Origin of the sequence: Alpinimonas psychrophila, assembly GCF_014137865.1 — a bacterium.
GTDB classification, from domain to species: domain Bacteria; phylum Actinomycetota; class Actinomycetes; order Actinomycetales; family Microbacteriaceae; genus Alpinimonas; species Alpinimonas psychrophila.
Map to the genome: position 1 here is coordinate 662,685 of NZ_JACGWU010000001.1, position 15,012 is coordinate 677,696.

Here is a 15,012-nt window from a genome sequence, read left to right on the forward strand (position 1 = left end):
AGATCTCGGCTTTCATGAAAGAGCTGATGGGGAGCAAAGAAAGAAGAGACGCCCTTGGGGCGTCTCTTCATCAAAAGCTTAAGACTTCTTTTTGCCTTCGTTGTCTGTTGTGCGCTCACCAAACTCGGGGTCCAAGGCAAGCTTGCCTGATTCGGAGTCAGGGGCCAAAGCCAGGGCGGCGGCATCGGCTTCGATGGCCTCTGCACTGGAAAGACCCAGGGAATCCGTGGGCTCAATGACCCGAGAGACGGCCTGACGGTGAATCGTCAGTGTGGCGCTAGGGGAGGTCTCAAGGAGAATCTTGTTCTCCTCTTCGTCAATGGAAACAATCGTTCCGTAAACGCCAAAGTTCGTCAGAACATGAGCGCCGGTGGTTACTTTGGACTGCAGTTCAGCCAAGTCCCTCTGGCGCTTCTTGCCATTGCGGAACATGAAAAAGACGAGAACGGCCAGAACGGCCATCATGGCAATGGTCATGAAATCCATGGTGAGGAGAAACCCTTCGAAAGCAAACGAGAACACAATTGCAAATGCAATCGCTTACGAGTATAGGTTATGTGGCCTGTGTCTTCATGGGAGCGCGTCCGAGGTGGTCCCAGGCAGCCGCTGTGGCCATACGCCCGCGAGGAGAGCGGATCATGAACCCCTCTCGTATAAGGAAAGGCTCAACCACGGCTTCGAGGGTCTCGGCATCTTCACCAATGGAGACGGCAAGGGAAGAAAGCCCCACCGGGCCCCCGTTGAAGCGATCAAGAAGAGCAGCCAAGACGGCGCGATCGAGGCGGTCCAAGCCGCGCGCATCCACGTCATAAAGCGCAAGGGCCGCGTTGACGGCGCTCAAGGAATCTGTCTGAGGGTTCACGATCAAGTAGTCCCGGACGCGGCGCAAGAGCCTGTTCGCGATGCGAGGAGTTCCGCGACTGCGACCTGCGATCTCATCGAGAGCCTGCTCGGGGAGGTCTAATCCGAGAAGGGCAGCCGAGCGGGAGAGGACCGTGGTTAGTTCCTCATTCGAATAAAACTCGAGATGCCCGGTAAAGCCAAAACGATCTCGCAGAGGATTCGCGAGGAGGCCCGTTCTCGTCGTGGCTCCCACGAGGGTAAAGGGAGGAAGTTCGAGAGGGATTGAGGTTGCTCCAACACCCTTGCCCACCATGATGTCCACCCGGTAATCCTCCATGGCGAGGTACAGCATTTCCTCTGCCGACTTGGCCATCCGATGAATTTCATCGATAAAGAGGACCTCTCCGGGCACGAGCGAGGAGAGGAGCGCGGCGAGGTCTCCAGCGTGGGAGATTGCTGGACCACTGGATAGTCGAAGCGCGCGACCGCTCTCCTTGGCCACGATCATTGCCAGCGTCGTCTTCCCCAGCCCCGGGGGGCCTGCAAAAAGGATGTGGTCGGGGGTTCGTTGACTGATTTCAGCGGCTTTGAGGAGGAGTGTGAGTTGATTGACGACCCGAGTTTGTCCCACAAACTCAGCGAGATCAGTTGGACGGAGGGCTCCTTCAAACTCGAGTTCAACGGTTCCCTGTGGGAGGGCATCCGTAATGGCCGGACCACCGTCACTCCCGGTCACTTCGTCCCCTTAGAGAGTGCGGCAAGGGCTAAACGGAGCAACGTCGCGGCCGTTGCCTCAGATTGTTCCGACTGAACGCTGTCGACGGTTTCTCTTGCCGTTCGTTCAACCCAGCCGAGGCCGACGAGTGCGACGACGACCGTTTCGGCCGCATCCCGCGCAGAGCCAGCGGATTTGGGCACTCCAGCAGCAGTAATCGCGGAGAGTTTACCCGCCAGTTGAACGATGATGAGCTTTGCGGTCTTGGGCCCGATACCCGTAACTTTTCGAAAAACAGCGTCGTCCTCGTTGACGACGGCCATGAATGCTTCGGCGGGCGTGAGGTGACCAAGAATTGCCAAGGCCGAGCGCGGGCCTACCCCGGATACGGTGATGAATGCCTCAAAGAGTTCAAGACTCTCGGGGTTTTCAAAACCGAAAAGTGTCATCGAATCCTCGCGCACAATAAGGGTCGTGAGCATGGTGACGGACTCCCCCACGATGAGCGAAGATTTGTGGCTTGTGGTGATGGCAACTAAATACCCGACACCAGAGACGTCAATGACACACGAATTTTCGTGAGCAATCGAAACAGTTCCGCGCAGCGAGGCAATCACGTGTGTGAGCCTAGTTCGTGCGGCGACTGTGACGGGCGCGGCTCTCCGCTTCACGCCAACGCTGTTGCGCTGGCGTGAGGGAAGTCTGGACTCCCCCAGCCGAAGTCACGGCCGTCACCGCATCTGCTCGGCCGCGCCAAGCGTTACAAATCGCCAGCGCCAGGGCATCTGTGGCGTCGGGTAAGAACGTATCGGTGCCCAAAGGAATTAGGCGACGCACCATTGCGGCGACTTGCGCCTTATTGGCTCGTCCCGAACCCGTGATAGACGCCTTAACCTCACTGGGCGTATGCAGATCTACGGGAATCCCCCGGGTCGCGGCTTCTACCATCGCGATGGCACTGGCCTGGGCGACTCCCATCACCGAACTCAGGTTCTGCTGGGCAAATACCCGTTCGATCGCGATCCGATCAGGTTTATGAGTCTCAAAAAGAAGCACAAACTCTGTCTTCAAGAGCAAAAGGCGTTCCGGGAGAGGAAGGGTCGGAGCGGTCTGGATGACGACAACGTCCACCAAGCCAAGGGATCGATCCAGATGGGTGTCGATAATGCCGACACCGCACCTCGTGAGTCCTGGATCGACTCCGAGGATTCGCAAACGAGACCTATTCGTCTTCTTCGAGTTCGGCCAGAACGGATTCGCTCAAGTCGAAGTTCGAGTAGACGTTCTGGACGTCGTCGAGGTCTTCCATTGCTTCGATAACTTTGAATATCTTGCGGGCTGTCTCGGCATCGACATTGACGCTCAGGTTTGGAACAAACTCTACGTCAACGGAGTCGTATTCAATCTTCGCGTCGTTCAGGGCTGCGCGCACCTGGGGCATGTCGTGAGGCTCCATGATGATTTCAAATGATGATCCATGATTCTCAACATCTTCGGCTCCGGCGTCCAGCACGGCCGCTAGGATGTCGTCTTCAGATACACCGTCGGACGCCGTGACACGGATGACACCCTTGCGAGTGAAGTTGTACGCGACGCTCCCGGGGTCAGCCATTGTTGCCGTGCTGCGCGTAAACGCGGTACGAACCTCCGCCGCCGCACGGTTCTTGTTGTCCGTCAGGCACTCGATCATGAGGGCAACGCCTCCTGGCGCATATCCCTCATAGATGATGGTCGTGTAGTCCACGCTTTCGCCGGAAAGACCGGCACCACGCTTGACGGCGCGGTTGATGTTGTCGATGGGGACGCTCGTCTTTTTTGCCTTTTGAATGGCATCGACAAGGGTCGGGTTTCCTGACAGGTCGGCCCCGCCGAGCTTGGCAGCAACTTCAATGTTTTTGATGAGCTTCGCAAACGACTTCGCCCGGCGAGAATCTTTGATCGCCTTCTGGTGCTTAGTGGTGGCCCATTTAGAGTGTCCAGACATACGAAGATTCTAGCTTTCTTGAGGCTGAAGGGAGGTGGCCACACGCCCCAAAAAGTATTCGTGCACTCTGGTATCACCATTCACTTCGGGATGAAATGATATTCCCAGAAGGTTCCCTTGCTCCACGGCGACAATCCGTCCGTCCTCTAAGCGTGCAAGAACTTTTACGTCGGGGCCGACACGTTCCACAATGGGTGCGCGAATAAAGGTCGCAGAAATTTTGCCACTGGTAATCTCCGGAATGGAGAGATTCGTCTCAAACGAGTCGACCTGAGTTCCGAAGGCATTGCGACGCACATCGACATCGAGGCCACCCAGCGTCTTCTGGTCATCCATGGCATCCAGAACAGTGCGCGAAAGCATGATGAGGCCGGCACACGTGCCAAAGACGGGGAGACCCGCTGCAATAGCGGCTTTCAGAGGCTCGTAGAGACCAAAGAGCCGCACAAGCTTATCCATGACGGAGGATTCACCACCGGGGATCACGAGACCGTCGACAGATCCAAGCTCCTCGGGGCGACGTACTTTGATCACTTCGGCGCCGAGACGTTCGAGAACAACAATGTGTTCCCGAACATCCCCTTGAAAAGCGAGAACGCCTATGCGCAGCGGTTTACCAACCACGATCAGCGAGGCGGTGGGGTGCCGGAATGTCATTGACATTGATGCCCACCATTGCTTCGCCCAAACCGCGAGAAGTCTCGAGAATTACGGCCGGGTCATCGTAGAAAGCTGCGACCTTGACGATTGCCGCAGCGCGAGCCGCGGGATTTCCGGACTTGAAGATTCCCGAACCAACAAAGACCCCATCGGCACCCAATTGCAGCATCATGGCGGCATCCGCTGGTGTTGCTACTCCCCCGGCGGTGAAAAGTGGAACGGGCAAGCGGCCAGCACCGGCAACCTCGGCAACGAGTTCATAGGGAGCCTGGAGTTCCTTGGCGGCGACGTACAACTCATCTTTGCTCATCGAAGAAAGTACGCGAATTTGCGAATTAATCTTGCGGATGTGCTTGGTTGCCTCGGAAACGTCGCCGGTTCCTGCTTCACCCTTGGAGCGAATCATTGCGGCGCCTTCGTTGATGCGGCGAAGAGCCTCACCCAAGTTCGTTGCTCCACAGACAAAGGGAATCTGGAACGCCCATTTGTCGATGTGGTTCACGTAGTCGGCAGGACTGAGAACCTCGGATTCATCAATGAAGTCAACGTTGAGCGCGGCCAGAATCTGAGCTTCAACAAAATGACCAATGCGCGCCTTTGCCATGACGGGAATCTTGACCGCGGCTTGGATACCTTCAATGAGGTCGGGGTCGCTCATGCGGGCAACGCCGCCCTGCGCGCGAATATCGGCAGGGACACGCTCGAGAGCCATGACGGCTATGGCGCCAGCATCTTCAGCGATGCGAGCCTGCTCGGCGTTGACGACATCCATAATGACACCGCCCTTGAGTTGCTCGGCAAGACCGCGCTTGACGCGGCTGCTTCCGGTGTTGGAGGAGTTCTGAGCTTCAGTCATTTTCACTACTTCTTGTCGGTGATGAGGATGATGGTAACAAATTAGTTCTTAGGCCACGCATTGGCGATTGAGACGCGGACATCGCCGAGTAATGCCGTTATCGCTTTGGTCTTAGCGATTATTGGAAAGAAATTCGAGTCGGTTGCCCAACGAGGAACAATGTGCTGGTGCAAATGATCGGCAATCCCGGCCCCTGCTAACTGCCCTTGGTTCATGCCAATATTGAACCCGTGACTGTTCGAAACTTCTTTCAAAACACGCATTGCTGTCTGAGTCAGACTACCGATCTCTGCGATCTCTTGGGCCGTAGCTTCGTCATACAAGGCAACGTGACGGTACGGACACACCAGCAAATGACCGCTGTTGTAGGGATATAGGTTCAAGAGAACATAGGCATATTTCCCTCTGGCGACAATCAGGCCGTCTTCATCGCTCTTCCCCGGCGCGAGGCAGAAGGGACAATCATCATGATGCGGCTGTTGCCCGTTTTGAATGTAAGCGAGGCGATGGGGGGTCCACAAGCGCTGAAATTCGTCTGGAACGCCAGGAAGATCACTGGCAGCACGCAGATCGGCATCGGTCATTGGCATTGGCATCTGCATTGGCGCCAGCGTGTCATCAGAGAGCTCAGGGCCGCTCGCGGAGGAACTCATAGGTCGCCCGCTCCCATAATCTGACGGTGATCAGCAACAGCGGCCTTCACAAGCGCGATTGCCTCGGCCACAGGAACACCGTTACGCTGCGATCCGTCACGGAATCGGAAGCTGACGGCACCATTGGAGCGATCCTCCTCCCCAACGATCATCTGTAACGGAATCTTTTGCGCGGCAGCGTTACGGATCTTTTTCTGCATCCGGTCGTCAGAGGAATCTAATTGAGCGCGTACCCCTGACTCCTTGAGCCGAGAAATAACGTCACCGAGGTACTCCTCGTACTCGGCGGCAACGGCAATGCCAACAACTTGAACGGGTGACAGCCACAGTGGAAAGGCCCCGGCATAGTGCTCCGTGAGAACGCCAAAGAACCTCTCAATCGAGCCAAAGAGGGCGCGGTGAATCATGACGGGGCGATGACGCCCGCCGTCACTTCCCGTGTACTCGAGGTCGAAGCGTTCAGGCAAATTGAAGTCGAGCTGAATGGTGGACATTTGCCAGGTGCGGCCGATGGCGTCCCGAGCCTGCACAGAGATTTTCGGTCCATAGAACGCCGCTCCCCCGGGATCCGGAACCAGCGTGAGCCCAGACTCTTCGGCCACACTCCGAAGAGTCTCGGTCGCTTCATCCCAGACATCGTCGTCGCCAACGTACTTGTCGGGGTTTTTCGTGGAGAGCTCAAGGTAGAAGTCATCGAGGCCATAGTCGCGCAACAACGAGATCACGAAGTCGAGAAGCTTGGTGAGCTCGGTGCGCATGTCTTCACGCGTGGTGAAGATGTGGGCATCATCTTGAGTCATGCCTCGCACGCGGGTGAGACCGTGTACGACGCCCGACTTCTCGTACCGATAGACCGAACCAAACTCGAACATGCGCAGGGGAAGTTCTCGGTAGCTCTTGAGACGTGACTTGAAGATCAGAATGTGGAACGGGCAGTTCATCGGCTTCAAGAAATACTGCGTGCCGACACGCGTGATTTCGCCAGCGTCGTTCTTGACTTCATCTACGGTCATGGGCGGGAACATGCCATCGGCATACCACGCGAGGTGCCCGCTGGTCTCGAAAAGGTTTGCCTTGGTGATGTGAGGCGTATAGACGAACTCGTAGCCAGCCTCTTCATGGCGGCGACGCGAGTAATCTTCCATCTCACGACGGATGATTCCACCCTTGGGGTGGAATACGGGTAGGCCTGAGCCAACCTCCTCGGGGAACGAAAACAGGTCGAGCTCGACGCCGAGACGGCGGTGATCCCTCTTTGCTGCTTCTTCTTGGCGCTCCTGATACTCACGCAGTTCTGCTTTACTGGGCCACGCCGTTCCGTAGATGCGCTGAAGCTGGGGGTTCTTCTCACTTCCCCGCCAATAGGCTGCGGCAAGGCGTGTCAAAGCGAAGCCGTTACCGATCATGCGAGTGTTGGGCAGATGCGGCCCGCGACACAGGTCCTTCCAGACAGTCTCTCCCGTTGCGGGATCGATATTGTCGTAGATGGTCAGCTCATTGCCGCCCACCTCCACGCTCTCGTTGTCTTCCCCGGTATTGCCACCTTTGAGGCCAATGAGTTCAAGTTTGTAGGGCTCCCCAGCGAGCTCAAGGCGCGCCTCGTCATCGGTAACGACGCGACGGGTGTAACGCTGGCCCGAGCGAATGATGCGCTCCATGGCCTTTTCCAGCGACTTCATATCCTCAGGGTTGAATGGGACGGGAACATCAAAGTCGTAGTAGAAACCATCGATCACGGGCGGACCAATGCCGAGTTTGGCTTCAGGGTTGATGGTCTGCACGGCCTGGGCCAAAACATGGGCAGCCGAATGACGCAGGATGCTCAGGCCTTCAGGGGAATCGATCGTCACAGGTTCAACAGCATCTCCGGCAACCAGAACGTGGGCAAGATCACGCAGTTCGTCGTTTACACGCATTGCCACAATGTTGCGCTCGGTGAAGAGTGCAAAGCCGTCGCTGGATGCCTGAATTGTCAGAGAATGGGAAAGTTCAGACACCGAAAACAGCACTCCTTAGCGAAACCACGTTGGAATCAATTCTAACGACTTAAGCGTGCGCACCCCTCGAGGGGTAACCCACCGAATTAGGCAGAAAAAAACCCCGTTTTACCGGGGCTTTTTTTGTGAGCGATACTGGGATCGAACCAGCGACCTCTTCCGTGTCAGGGAAGCGCGCTACCGCTGCGCCAATCGCTCTTGCCAGTTCTTGCGAACTGGAGGTGGATGCGGGATTCGAACCCGCGTGGACGGCTTTGCAGGCCGCTGCCTAGCCTCTCGGCCAATCCACCATGAGTGGTTTCCCACACACAGTGAGTCGGCCATTTGACTGACCACACTCGAGCGGATGACGAGATTCGAACTCGCGACCCTAACCTTGGCAAGGTTATGCGCTACCACTGCGCCACATCCGCTTTGCTCCCTTACGGGTGCTTTGCAACTTTACTGGAAGAGAACAGGAACGCAAAACTCACGCGCCAACGTAAGGATCTAAATGCGTATTTCGATGAGGTGATAGTGACGTGCGTCGAAGATCGCTGCCAAGTCTTGTAACCTAAAGGTCCGGGGTTTGCTTCGATATCGTTGTGGCCATCGGGGCGATTGGCGCAGTTGGTAGCGCGCTTCCCTCACACGGAAGAGGTCATCGGTTCGAGCCCGGTATCGCCCACTCACAAGCGAAGACGAACTATCTGTCTCAACGAGGACCATTCCGGGAAACAGCAATTCGGCCCCGCGATTTTTCGCGAGGCCGAACGCATTGTTTCTCCTGCCGAACAGAAGACACGAGCGGGCGTTTAGCGCATTGCCCCGACGGTTTCGAGCGAGTAGCCCTCTTCGCCGTGAACCGAATTGTCGATTCCCGCCAGTTCGTCGGTGTTCTTTACACGGAATCCCATGGTCTTTTCGATGACCATTCCAATGATGTAGCTGAGAACGAACGAGAAGATCATGACGGTGAAGGCCGCGATGGCTTGCTTTCCCAGCTGGTCCCATGAACCTGTTGCCAGGAGTCCAACATCCGTTGCCACGAAACCGATGAAGAGCGTTCCAATGAGGCCACCGATGAGGTGAATACCCACAACATCGAGCGAGTCATCAAAGCCAAACTTGAATTTGAGCTCGATGGCAAGGGCGCAGATGGCGCCGGCCAAGAGGCCGAGGACGATTGCCCACATTGGCGTAATGCTGGCGCACGCTGGCGTAATGGCAACGAGGCCCGTGACGGCACCAGAAGCGGCGCCAACCGACGTTGCTTTACCTTCTTTGATTCGTTCAACGATGAGCCAACCGAGAATACCGGCGGCGGGGGCAGCAATGGTGTTGATGAAGGCAAGGGAAGCAATGCCGTCCGCGGCAAGCTCGGAACCAGCGTTGAAGCCGAACCAGCCGAACCAGAGGAGGCCAGCACCCAACAGAACTAGGGGTACGTTGTGAGGTTTGTCGACGCCCTTGGCAAAGCCAATACGCTTTCCAAGAACGAGGGCCAGGGCCAAACCAGCGGCACCGGCGTTGATATGGACGGCAGTTCCGCCGGCGAAGTCGATGGCACCAAGGTTATAGGCAATCCACCCACCGTCGGTGATCTTTCCATCCGTGACCGTGAAGTTGAAGACCCACGAAGCCACGGGGAAGTAGACCAAAGTAGCCCAAACGCCCGCGAAGACGAGCCAAGCTCCGAATTTCGCGCGGTCTGCGATTGCTCCAGAGATCAACGCAACCGTAATGATGGCGAATGTCGCTTGGAAGGCGGCGAATGCCAACGGCGGGAACATTGCACCCTCTGGCGTCACCAGAAGACCTTCGAGGCCGATGAAGTTCGTGTCAATACCGAAGACGCCGTCAATGCCATAGAACGTATCTGTGCCGCCGTTGGAGAACGTGATGGCGTAGCCGTAGAGGACCCAAATAACACCAATGAGAGCAAGCGAGCCAAAGCTCAGCATCATCATGCTGATGACGGACTTGGCCTTGACGAGACCACCGTAGAAGAATGCGAGTGCTGGTGTCATCAGCAGCACTAAAGCTGAGCTGATGAGCAGGAAGGCGGTATTGCCTTGATCCATTATTAATCCTCTTTCACCTAGAGTGACGACCAATCATCCTTGCCGATGGCACGATGACAATGTGTCTATGTGTAAGAGTTTGGGACCCACTCGTTTCGCACGGAGGCCGGATGTGTATCCGTGATGTTACAAACCACGGCGCAATGTTTCGCCTGTGTTAAGCGTTCGTCAAAGCAATGAGGCGCGAGACGCAGCGAAGGTACTTCTTGCGATAGCCACCGTTGATCATGTCACCACCGAAAACGTCACTCATGGCGGTTCCGGATGCCCAAATGGGGATCTGTGCGTCATAAACACGGTCAATAAAAGCAACGAGACGCAAGGCATCCGTTTGATTCATGATGACGTGCACATCTTGCAGGGCCAATACGTCAATGCCGTTAATGAGGCGCAAATACGTAGACGGGTGGATCGAACCGAGATGTTTGAGAACGTCATCGAATGAGTTATAGGCCACCCACGTGCCGCCCGCTACTGAGGCCGACACTTTCGCACTCAGATCATTCGAGGTGTAGACGCTCGCGATCCCCTCTGATGTTCGGCGTCGGTAATCCGTGCCGTCAATGCGAATGGTCTCAAAAGTTGCCGCCAGTGCGTGAATTTCTCGCAAAAAATCAGCGGCTGCGAAGCGGCCCTCTCCGAGCGCTTGCGGCGGCGTATTACTGGTGGCCGCAACCTTGGTGCCTGCAGCCATCAGCTCGCCCAACATTCGGGTCATCATCATGGTGTCGCCGGGATCATCCAGCTCAAACTCATCAATGCAGATTAAGCTCGCACCACGTAGGGCGTCGACAGCTTTCACGTAGCCGAGCGCTCCCACTAAAGAGGTGTATTGCAGGAAAGTTCCGAAATATTTGCGGCCACCAGCTACGTTCCACGCGGCGGCTAGGAGGTGGGTCTTTCCTACTCCAAAACCCCCATCAAGATAGACGCCGGGAAGTTCAGAGGCGCCCTTCTTGGCGCGAGAAAAAAGTCGGGCATGGCGAACGGTCACGGATGTCCCGGCGGCAAACTCGGCAAGGCGCACGCGCGTGCTGTCCTGGGACGGGTAATCAGCATCCGGTACATAGGACTCAAATGAGGCTGAGTGAAAGTGAAGTGGAGGAACAAGACTGGCAACAATCTCGGCGGCATCCAGCGTGGGGTGTCGATCAACCAGAGAAACGATGTTGTCTGGCACGGTAGCGGACATCCTTTGGTTGCAGAGTTTTACGTCACAATACTTGGCACCCACCGCGATGAAACGTAAAATCAAGGGTGCGACACAAGCCTATTAGGACTTATCCCGTCGCAATTGCCGATATGAAATCTTGGAGTCATGACAGTTTCCCCGGATCACAACCCCAAATTCGCAAACTACGCCCATCCTGAGGCGCTCGTCAGCACAGAGTGGCTGGCAACTCGTTTGAGCGAGGACAACATTGTCGTCGTTGAATCAGATGAGGATGTTCTGCTGTACGAAATCGGCCACATCCCTGGTGCGGTCAAAATTGATTGGCATACGGACCTCAATGACCCGGTCGTGCGCGATTACGTTAAAGGCCAAAACTTTGCTGAGCTCCTTGGGTCAAAGGGTATTTCTCGCGACACCACCGTCGTGATTTACGGCGACAAGAGCAACTGGTGGGCGGCCTATGCGCTCTGGGTTTTCAAACTTTTCGGACACCCCGATGTTCGCCTGCTGGATGGTGGACGCGACAAATGGATCTCTGAGGGCCGCGAACTGACGACCGCCAAAGCACACCGTGAATCCGTGACCTACCCTGTCATTGTTCGGGAAGACACGGCTCTGCGTGCTTTCAAGGAGGACGTCCTGGCCCATCTCGGCCAACCCCTGATCGATGTTCGCAGCCCGCAGGAATATAGCGGCGAGCGAACTCACATGCCTGACTATCCTCAAGAAGGCGCGCTCCGGGGCGGTCACATCCCGGGTGCTGCGAGTGTTCCTTGGAGCAAGGCTGCCGCCGAGGACGGAACCTTCCGCCCTCGGGCGGAGCTCGATTCCATCTATCGCGTAGGTGCTGGTTTGAAGCCCGGTGACGATGTCATTGCGTATTGCCGCATCGGTGAGCGTTCTAGCCACACGTGGTTCGTTCTCAAGTACCTGATGGGCTTTGACACGGTTCGCAACTACGACGGTTCTTGGGTCGAGTGGGGAAATGCTGTGCGCGTCCCGATTGTCATGGGAGAAGAGCCGGGAGCGTTCTCGGCTGTCTAACCTCTGAAAGTGATTGATCAGGGGAATCGGCACGTGACAGCAATCTGCACCTTGTTCCAGTGGGACAATGGAGGAACTATGACCTTTCAGCTCCCAGCAGTTCTCAGCGAAACGCGTGACGATTTTCTTGATCTCTCGGAGACAGACCGGCTTCAGCTACTGCTTGAGTTCTCGCAAGAACTTCCGGCACTTCCTGCAAAATATGCGGAGCACCCGGAACTTCTTGAACGCGTGGAAGAATGCCAGTCCCCTGTGTTCATCTTCGTGGATGTTAACGCCGATTCGACGGTGAGTGTCTATGCCACGGCACCTGAGCAATCTCCCACCACGCGGGGCTTCGCCTCCATTCTCGTTCAGGGCCTCTCTGGCCTGAGCGTGGATGACGCCCTTCAGATTCCATCTGATTTTCCCGACACGCTCGGCCTCACTAAGCTCATCTCGCCTTTGCGCGTGCGCGGTATGACCGCCATGCTCTGGCGCATCAAGCGACAGATCAAGGAAAAATCAGGCGCGGTGTGACCCCCGCGATGACGAATATGGCCACGACGTATGCCTGGCCAGATTCGGGTAGGTACATTCGCCTCAATATGGCCGTGGATGTCGCGGGTGTTTTTGCGGATGAAGGCGGGCTCTCTACTGGCCTGAGTTTCCCAGAGGATCGACACCTTTTACGCCTCATTCGTGCTGGTGCTGATGTGGTCGTTGTCGGAGCAAAAACCGTTCGATCTGAAGGTTGGAACTTGCCCCCGACAGGTACTCTCGTCGTTCTGTCTGCAAGCGGAAATCTTCCGTGGGAGTCCTGTCCGGATTCTTCACGGGTGCGTCTTATTCAGGGAAATCTTTCAGCGGCTGATGTGGTTCAGCTTCTCGAAAGAGATGGCGTGAAGCGTATTCTCCTCGAGGGTGGCGCCAGCGTTGCTCGTCAGTTTGCACGGTTGAACGTGATCGATGACGTGTGTCTCACTGTCAGCTCACATAACAAAACCTTTCCACTTGAGGGCTCTCCCCCGGCGGCCCCTGACGCATTCGCCGCCGAAAGGGCTCTGACTCGGCTTCTTGACGTTAGTCCCGATCAATTTACCTTGACGTCGTTGGTCGGAGCCTCGACTGCACCGGCAATATTCACTCTCTGGCGGCGTGCCTTTGGCGCGCAGACCGAGGACGCACACTAGTCTTCTGCTGTGAACGACCCCGCACCTCTCTCAAGCCTCCCGGCGGCATTTGCTACCGCCTGCGAGTCGATGGAGGCAGTCGTTTTCCGGAGTGAACTCACGGTTCGAAAGATTCCTTCACCCACGGGCGTTGCACCGCATAGCGTTGCCCTCGCGGCCGACGTTCTGGCGTCCCCAGATTCCTCACCCCACTCGACCCAGGATTCCATTCATGGCGCAGGGCGCTTCATCTTGTTGTACGACCCTGAGGAACCGGCTTCGTGGGGCGGCGCCTTTCGTGTCGTTTGCTTTGCTCAGGCACCCCTCGAAAATGAAATAGCACTCGATCCATTTCTGGCTGATGTGACGTGGTCCTGGTTGGTCGATGCTCTCGATTCGCGTGGGGCACTCTACAAGAATGCCTCCGGTACCGCCACCCGAACTCTATCTACGGGGTTTGGTGAACTAGCGGATCAAGGCGATGCCGCTCAAATCGAGCTTCGAGCCTCCTGGTCCCCTCTCGAAGTCGACATGTCTCATCAGATTCAGGCCTGGGGCGAGCTTCTGTGCATGCTAGCCGGCCTGCCACCCAGTGGAGAAGCTGTTAGCCTCGCCGCCCACCGCCGGGAGCGTGGTTAGAGTTAAGGTCATTGCTTCTCGTGAAGAATTTCTCGTGACATGTCAGAGGATCGCTGCAGGCGTGGGTCCGATTGCAATCGATGCCGAACGAGCATCCGGCTTCACGTATTCCCAGCGTGCCTATCTCATTCAGGTTCATCGCCGAAATGCAGGCACTTTTTTGTTTGACCCGCCCGCCATTGGCGATATGAGCGACCTGCAACAGGCGACGATTGGGTGTGAATGGGTTCTTCATGCCGCGAGTCAAGACCTGTCGTGCCTTCGGGAAGTCGGGATCACCCCCACCAAAATATTTGATACCGAACTTTCCGCACGACTCCTCGGCATGGAACGGGTTGGCCTGGGGGCCGTAGTCGAGGCGCTCCTCGGAATTCACTTGAAGAAGGAACACAGCGCCGCTGACTGGTCAACGCGGCCCCTTCCAGAATCCTGGCTGACCTACGCCTCCCTTGACGTCGAATTACTGGTCGACCTTCGGGATCAAATCGAACAGATGCTCATCGAATCCGACAAACTTAAATTCGCCTATGAGGAATTTGAAGCAACGCTGAACAAGCCAGACAAGCCTATCCCTGCGGAACCGTGGCGCCGTCTCTCCGGTCTCAACACCTTGCGCACCGCGCGCCAGGTGGCCGTGGCTCGTGACCTGTGGCTGGAGCGCGATTCGATTGCGCAAACTCGTGACGTCTCCCCCGGACGCCTGATTCCGGATTCCGCGATCGTCGCAGCTGCTCATGCCGCACCGGTAAATAAACAAGCATTGGCATCGCTGACGGGATTCAATGGTCGGGCCAGTCGAACTCTTCTGGATTCGTGGTGGGCGGCCATCAGTCGTGGTCTTGCGACGAATGATCTGCCAGCAACAAGGGTGCGAAGCGAATCCATTCCTCCTCCACGAAACTGGGCGGACCGACGCCCTGAGGCTCTCGATCGCCTCACGGAAGCGCGCGCGGCTCTTCACGAGATCGCCAGCGAAATGGCGATGCCTGTCGAGAATCTCCTTACTCCTTCCATGTTGCGTGAAGTTGCGTGGGCCCCGCCGTCCGAAATCACAGCAGATTCTGTTGGGGAAGCCCTGCGTTCACACGGCGCGCGGGCCTGGCAAATTGAGGCGACAGCGGATCGAATTGCGCAAGCTTTTGTTGAAGCACCCCAAAAGGTGACGTCAGAAGCGGTCGAAGATTCATCGACAGCCACAAGCGACTAAGCACGTTCACGGCTTGACGCAATAGC

At 56.5% G+C, this 15,012-nt stretch carries 16 protein-coding genes and 4 tRNA genes; 6 read left to right on the plus strand and 14 right to left on the minus strand.

The window, feature by feature from the left end; genetic code table 11:
* Positions 1-78 precede the first annotated feature (78 nt).
* From yajC to FB555_RS03090, 12 genes are all read right to left on the minus strand, one after another.
* Positions 79-486: a preprotein translocase subunit YajC gene (yajC, locus tag FB555_RS03035; protein WP_182483944.1), complete on the minus strand. Its 408-nt coding sequence runs from the start codon at positions 484-486 to the stop codon at positions 79-81.
* A 67-nt stretch (positions 487-553) separates the two neighbouring features.
* Positions 554-1,579: a Holliday junction branch migration DNA helicase RuvB gene (ruvB, locus tag FB555_RS03040; protein WP_182483945.1), complete on the minus strand. Its 1,026-nt coding sequence runs from the start codon at positions 1,577-1,579 to the stop codon at positions 554-556.
* Entirely contained in the window at positions 1,576-2,175 is a 600-nt protein-coding gene (gene ruvA, locus FB555_RS03045; protein ID WP_182483946.1) for a Holliday junction branch migration protein RuvA, read from the minus strand. The genes ruvB and ruvA overlap by 4 nt, the downstream gene beginning before the upstream one ends.
* A gap of 10 nt (positions 2,176-2,185) precedes the next feature.
* Positions 2,186-2,773 carry a crossover junction endodeoxyribonuclease RuvC gene (gene ruvC, locus FB555_RS03050; RefSeq protein ID WP_182483947.1) on the minus strand — a complete coding sequence of 196 codons (588 nt, stop codon included), beginning with the start codon at positions 2,771-2,773 and terminating at the stop codon, positions 2,186-2,188.
* Positions 2,774-2,780: 7 nt separating this feature from the next.
* Complete coding sequence (locus FB555_RS03055) at positions 2,781-3,542, minus strand: YebC/PmpR family DNA-binding transcriptional regulator (protein ID WP_182483948.1); 762 nt, start codon at positions 3,540-3,542, stop codon at positions 2,781-2,783.
* Positions 3,543-3,551: 9 nt separating this feature from the next.
* Positions 3,552-4,205 (minus strand): pyridoxal 5'-phosphate synthase glutaminase subunit PdxT, encoded by a 654-nt coding sequence (gene pdxT / locus FB555_RS03060; protein ID WP_182483949.1) that lies wholly within the window; start codon positions 4,203-4,205, stop codon positions 3,552-3,554.
* Positions 4,156-5,058 (minus strand): pyridoxal 5'-phosphate synthase lyase subunit PdxS, encoded by a 903-nt coding sequence (gene pdxS, locus FB555_RS03065; RefSeq protein ID WP_182483950.1) that lies wholly within the window; start codon positions 5,056-5,058, stop codon positions 4,156-4,158. The genes pdxT and pdxS overlap by 50 nt, the downstream gene beginning before the upstream one ends.
* Before the next feature lie 41 nt (positions 5,059-5,099).
* Positions 5,100-5,660 carry an HIT family protein gene (locus FB555_RS03070; protein WP_425485592.1) on the minus strand — a complete coding sequence of 187 codons (561 nt, stop codon included), beginning with the start codon at positions 5,658-5,660 and terminating at the stop codon, positions 5,100-5,102.
* Between the two features lie 47 nt (positions 5,661-5,707).
* Entirely contained in the window at positions 5,708-7,627 is a 1,920-nt protein-coding gene (gene thrS / locus FB555_RS03075; RefSeq protein WP_220475807.1) for a threonine--tRNA ligase, read from the minus strand.
* 207 nt (positions 7,628-7,834) lie between these two features.
* A tRNA-Val gene (locus tag FB555_RS03080) sits at positions 7,835-7,906 on the minus strand.
* 18 nt (positions 7,907-7,924) lie between these two features.
* Positions 7,925-7,998 (minus strand) — tRNA-Cys (locus FB555_RS03085).
* A gap of 51 nt (positions 7,999-8,049) precedes the next feature.
* Positions 8,050-8,121 (minus strand) — tRNA-Gly (locus tag FB555_RS03090).
* Between the two features lie 181 nt (positions 8,122-8,302).
* Between FB555_RS03090 and FB555_RS03095 the strand changes: the two genes are divergently transcribed.
* Positions 8,303-8,375, plus strand: a tRNA-Val gene (locus tag FB555_RS03095).
* Positions 8,376-8,502: 127 nt separating this feature from the next.
* Here the strand turns inward: FB555_RS03095 and FB555_RS03100 are convergent.
* Positions 8,503-9,771: an ammonium transporter gene (locus FB555_RS03100; RefSeq protein WP_182483952.1), complete on the minus strand. Its 1,269-nt coding sequence runs from the start codon at positions 9,769-9,771 to the stop codon at positions 8,503-8,505.
* Between the two features lie 157 nt (positions 9,772-9,928).
* Complete coding sequence (zapE, locus tag FB555_RS03105) at positions 9,929-10,963, minus strand: cell division protein ZapE (RefSeq protein WP_182483953.1); 1,035 nt, start codon at positions 10,961-10,963, stop codon at positions 9,929-9,931.
* 126 nt (positions 10,964-11,089) lie between these two features.
* On the opposite strand from zapE, the gene FB555_RS03110 reads away from it, so the two are divergent.
* The 5 genes from FB555_RS03110 to FB555_RS03130 all read left to right on the plus strand — a co-directional run bounded on the left by FB555_RS03110 (position 11,090) and on the right by FB555_RS03130 (position 14,986).
* Positions 11,090-11,989, plus strand: coding sequence for a sulfurtransferase (locus FB555_RS03110; protein WP_182483954.1), 900 nt, complete (start codon positions 11,090-11,092; stop codon positions 11,987-11,989).
* 78 nt (positions 11,990-12,067) lie between these two features.
* Positions 12,068-12,508 (plus strand): SufE family protein, encoded by a 441-nt coding sequence (locus tag FB555_RS03115; protein WP_182483955.1) that lies wholly within the window; start codon positions 12,068-12,070, stop codon positions 12,506-12,508.
* Positions 12,505-13,161, plus strand: a complete 657-nt coding sequence (locus FB555_RS03120; protein ID WP_182483956.1) for a dihydrofolate reductase family protein — start codon at positions 12,505-12,507, stop codon at positions 13,159-13,161. The genes FB555_RS03115 and FB555_RS03120 overlap by 4 nt, the downstream gene beginning before the upstream one ends.
* A gap of 9 nt (positions 13,162-13,170) precedes the next feature.
* Positions 13,171-13,779 carry a DUF3000 family protein gene (locus tag FB555_RS03125; RefSeq protein WP_182483957.1) on the plus strand — a complete coding sequence of 203 codons (609 nt, stop codon included), beginning with the start codon at positions 13,171-13,173 and terminating at the stop codon, positions 13,777-13,779.
* Positions 13,772-14,986 carry an HRDC domain-containing protein gene (locus FB555_RS03130; protein ID WP_182483958.1) on the plus strand — a complete coding sequence of 405 codons (1,215 nt, stop codon included), beginning with the start codon at positions 13,772-13,774 and terminating at the stop codon, positions 14,984-14,986. Before FB555_RS03125 ends, FB555_RS03130 begins: the two co-directional genes overlap by 8 nt.
* Positions 14,987-15,012 lie beyond the last annotated feature (26 nt).

Coding starts and splice junctions, on each gene's coding strand:
- yajC (WP_182483944.1), bottom strand. CDS start 486: ATGGATTTCATGACCATTGCCATGATGGCCGTTCTGGCCGTTCTCGTC.
- FB555_RS03055 (WP_182483948.1), bottom strand. CDS start 3,542: ATGTCTGGACACTCTAAATGGGCCACCACTAAGCACCAGAAGGCGATC.
- pdxT (WP_182483949.1), bottom strand. CDS start 4,205: ATGTCAATGACATTCCGGCACCCCACCGCCTCGCTGATCGTGGTTGGT.
- pdxS (WP_182483950.1), bottom strand. CDS start 5,058: ATGACTGAAGCTCAGAACTCCTCCAACACCGGAAGCAGCCGCGTCAAG.
- FB555_RS03070 (WP_425485592.1), bottom strand. CDS start 5,660: ATGCAGATGCCAATGCCAATGACCGATGCCGATCTGCGTGCTGCCAGT.
- thrS (WP_220475807.1), bottom strand. CDS start 7,627: ATGCGTGTAAACGACGAACTGCGTGATCTTGCCCACGTTCTGGTTGCC.
- FB555_RS03100 (WP_182483952.1), bottom strand. CDS start 9,771: ATGGATCAAGGCAATACCGCCTTCCTGCTCATCAGCTCAGCTTTAGTG.
- zapE (WP_182483953.1), bottom strand. CDS start 10,963: ATGTCCGCTACCGTGCCAGACAACATCGTTTCTCTGGTTGATCGACAC.
- FB555_RS03110 (WP_182483954.1), top strand. CDS start 11,090: ATGACAGTTTCCCCGGATCACAACCCCAAATTCGCAAACTACGCCCAT.
- FB555_RS03115 (WP_182483955.1), top strand. CDS start 12,068: ATGACCTTTCAGCTCCCAGCAGTTCTCAGCGAAACGCGTGACGATTTT.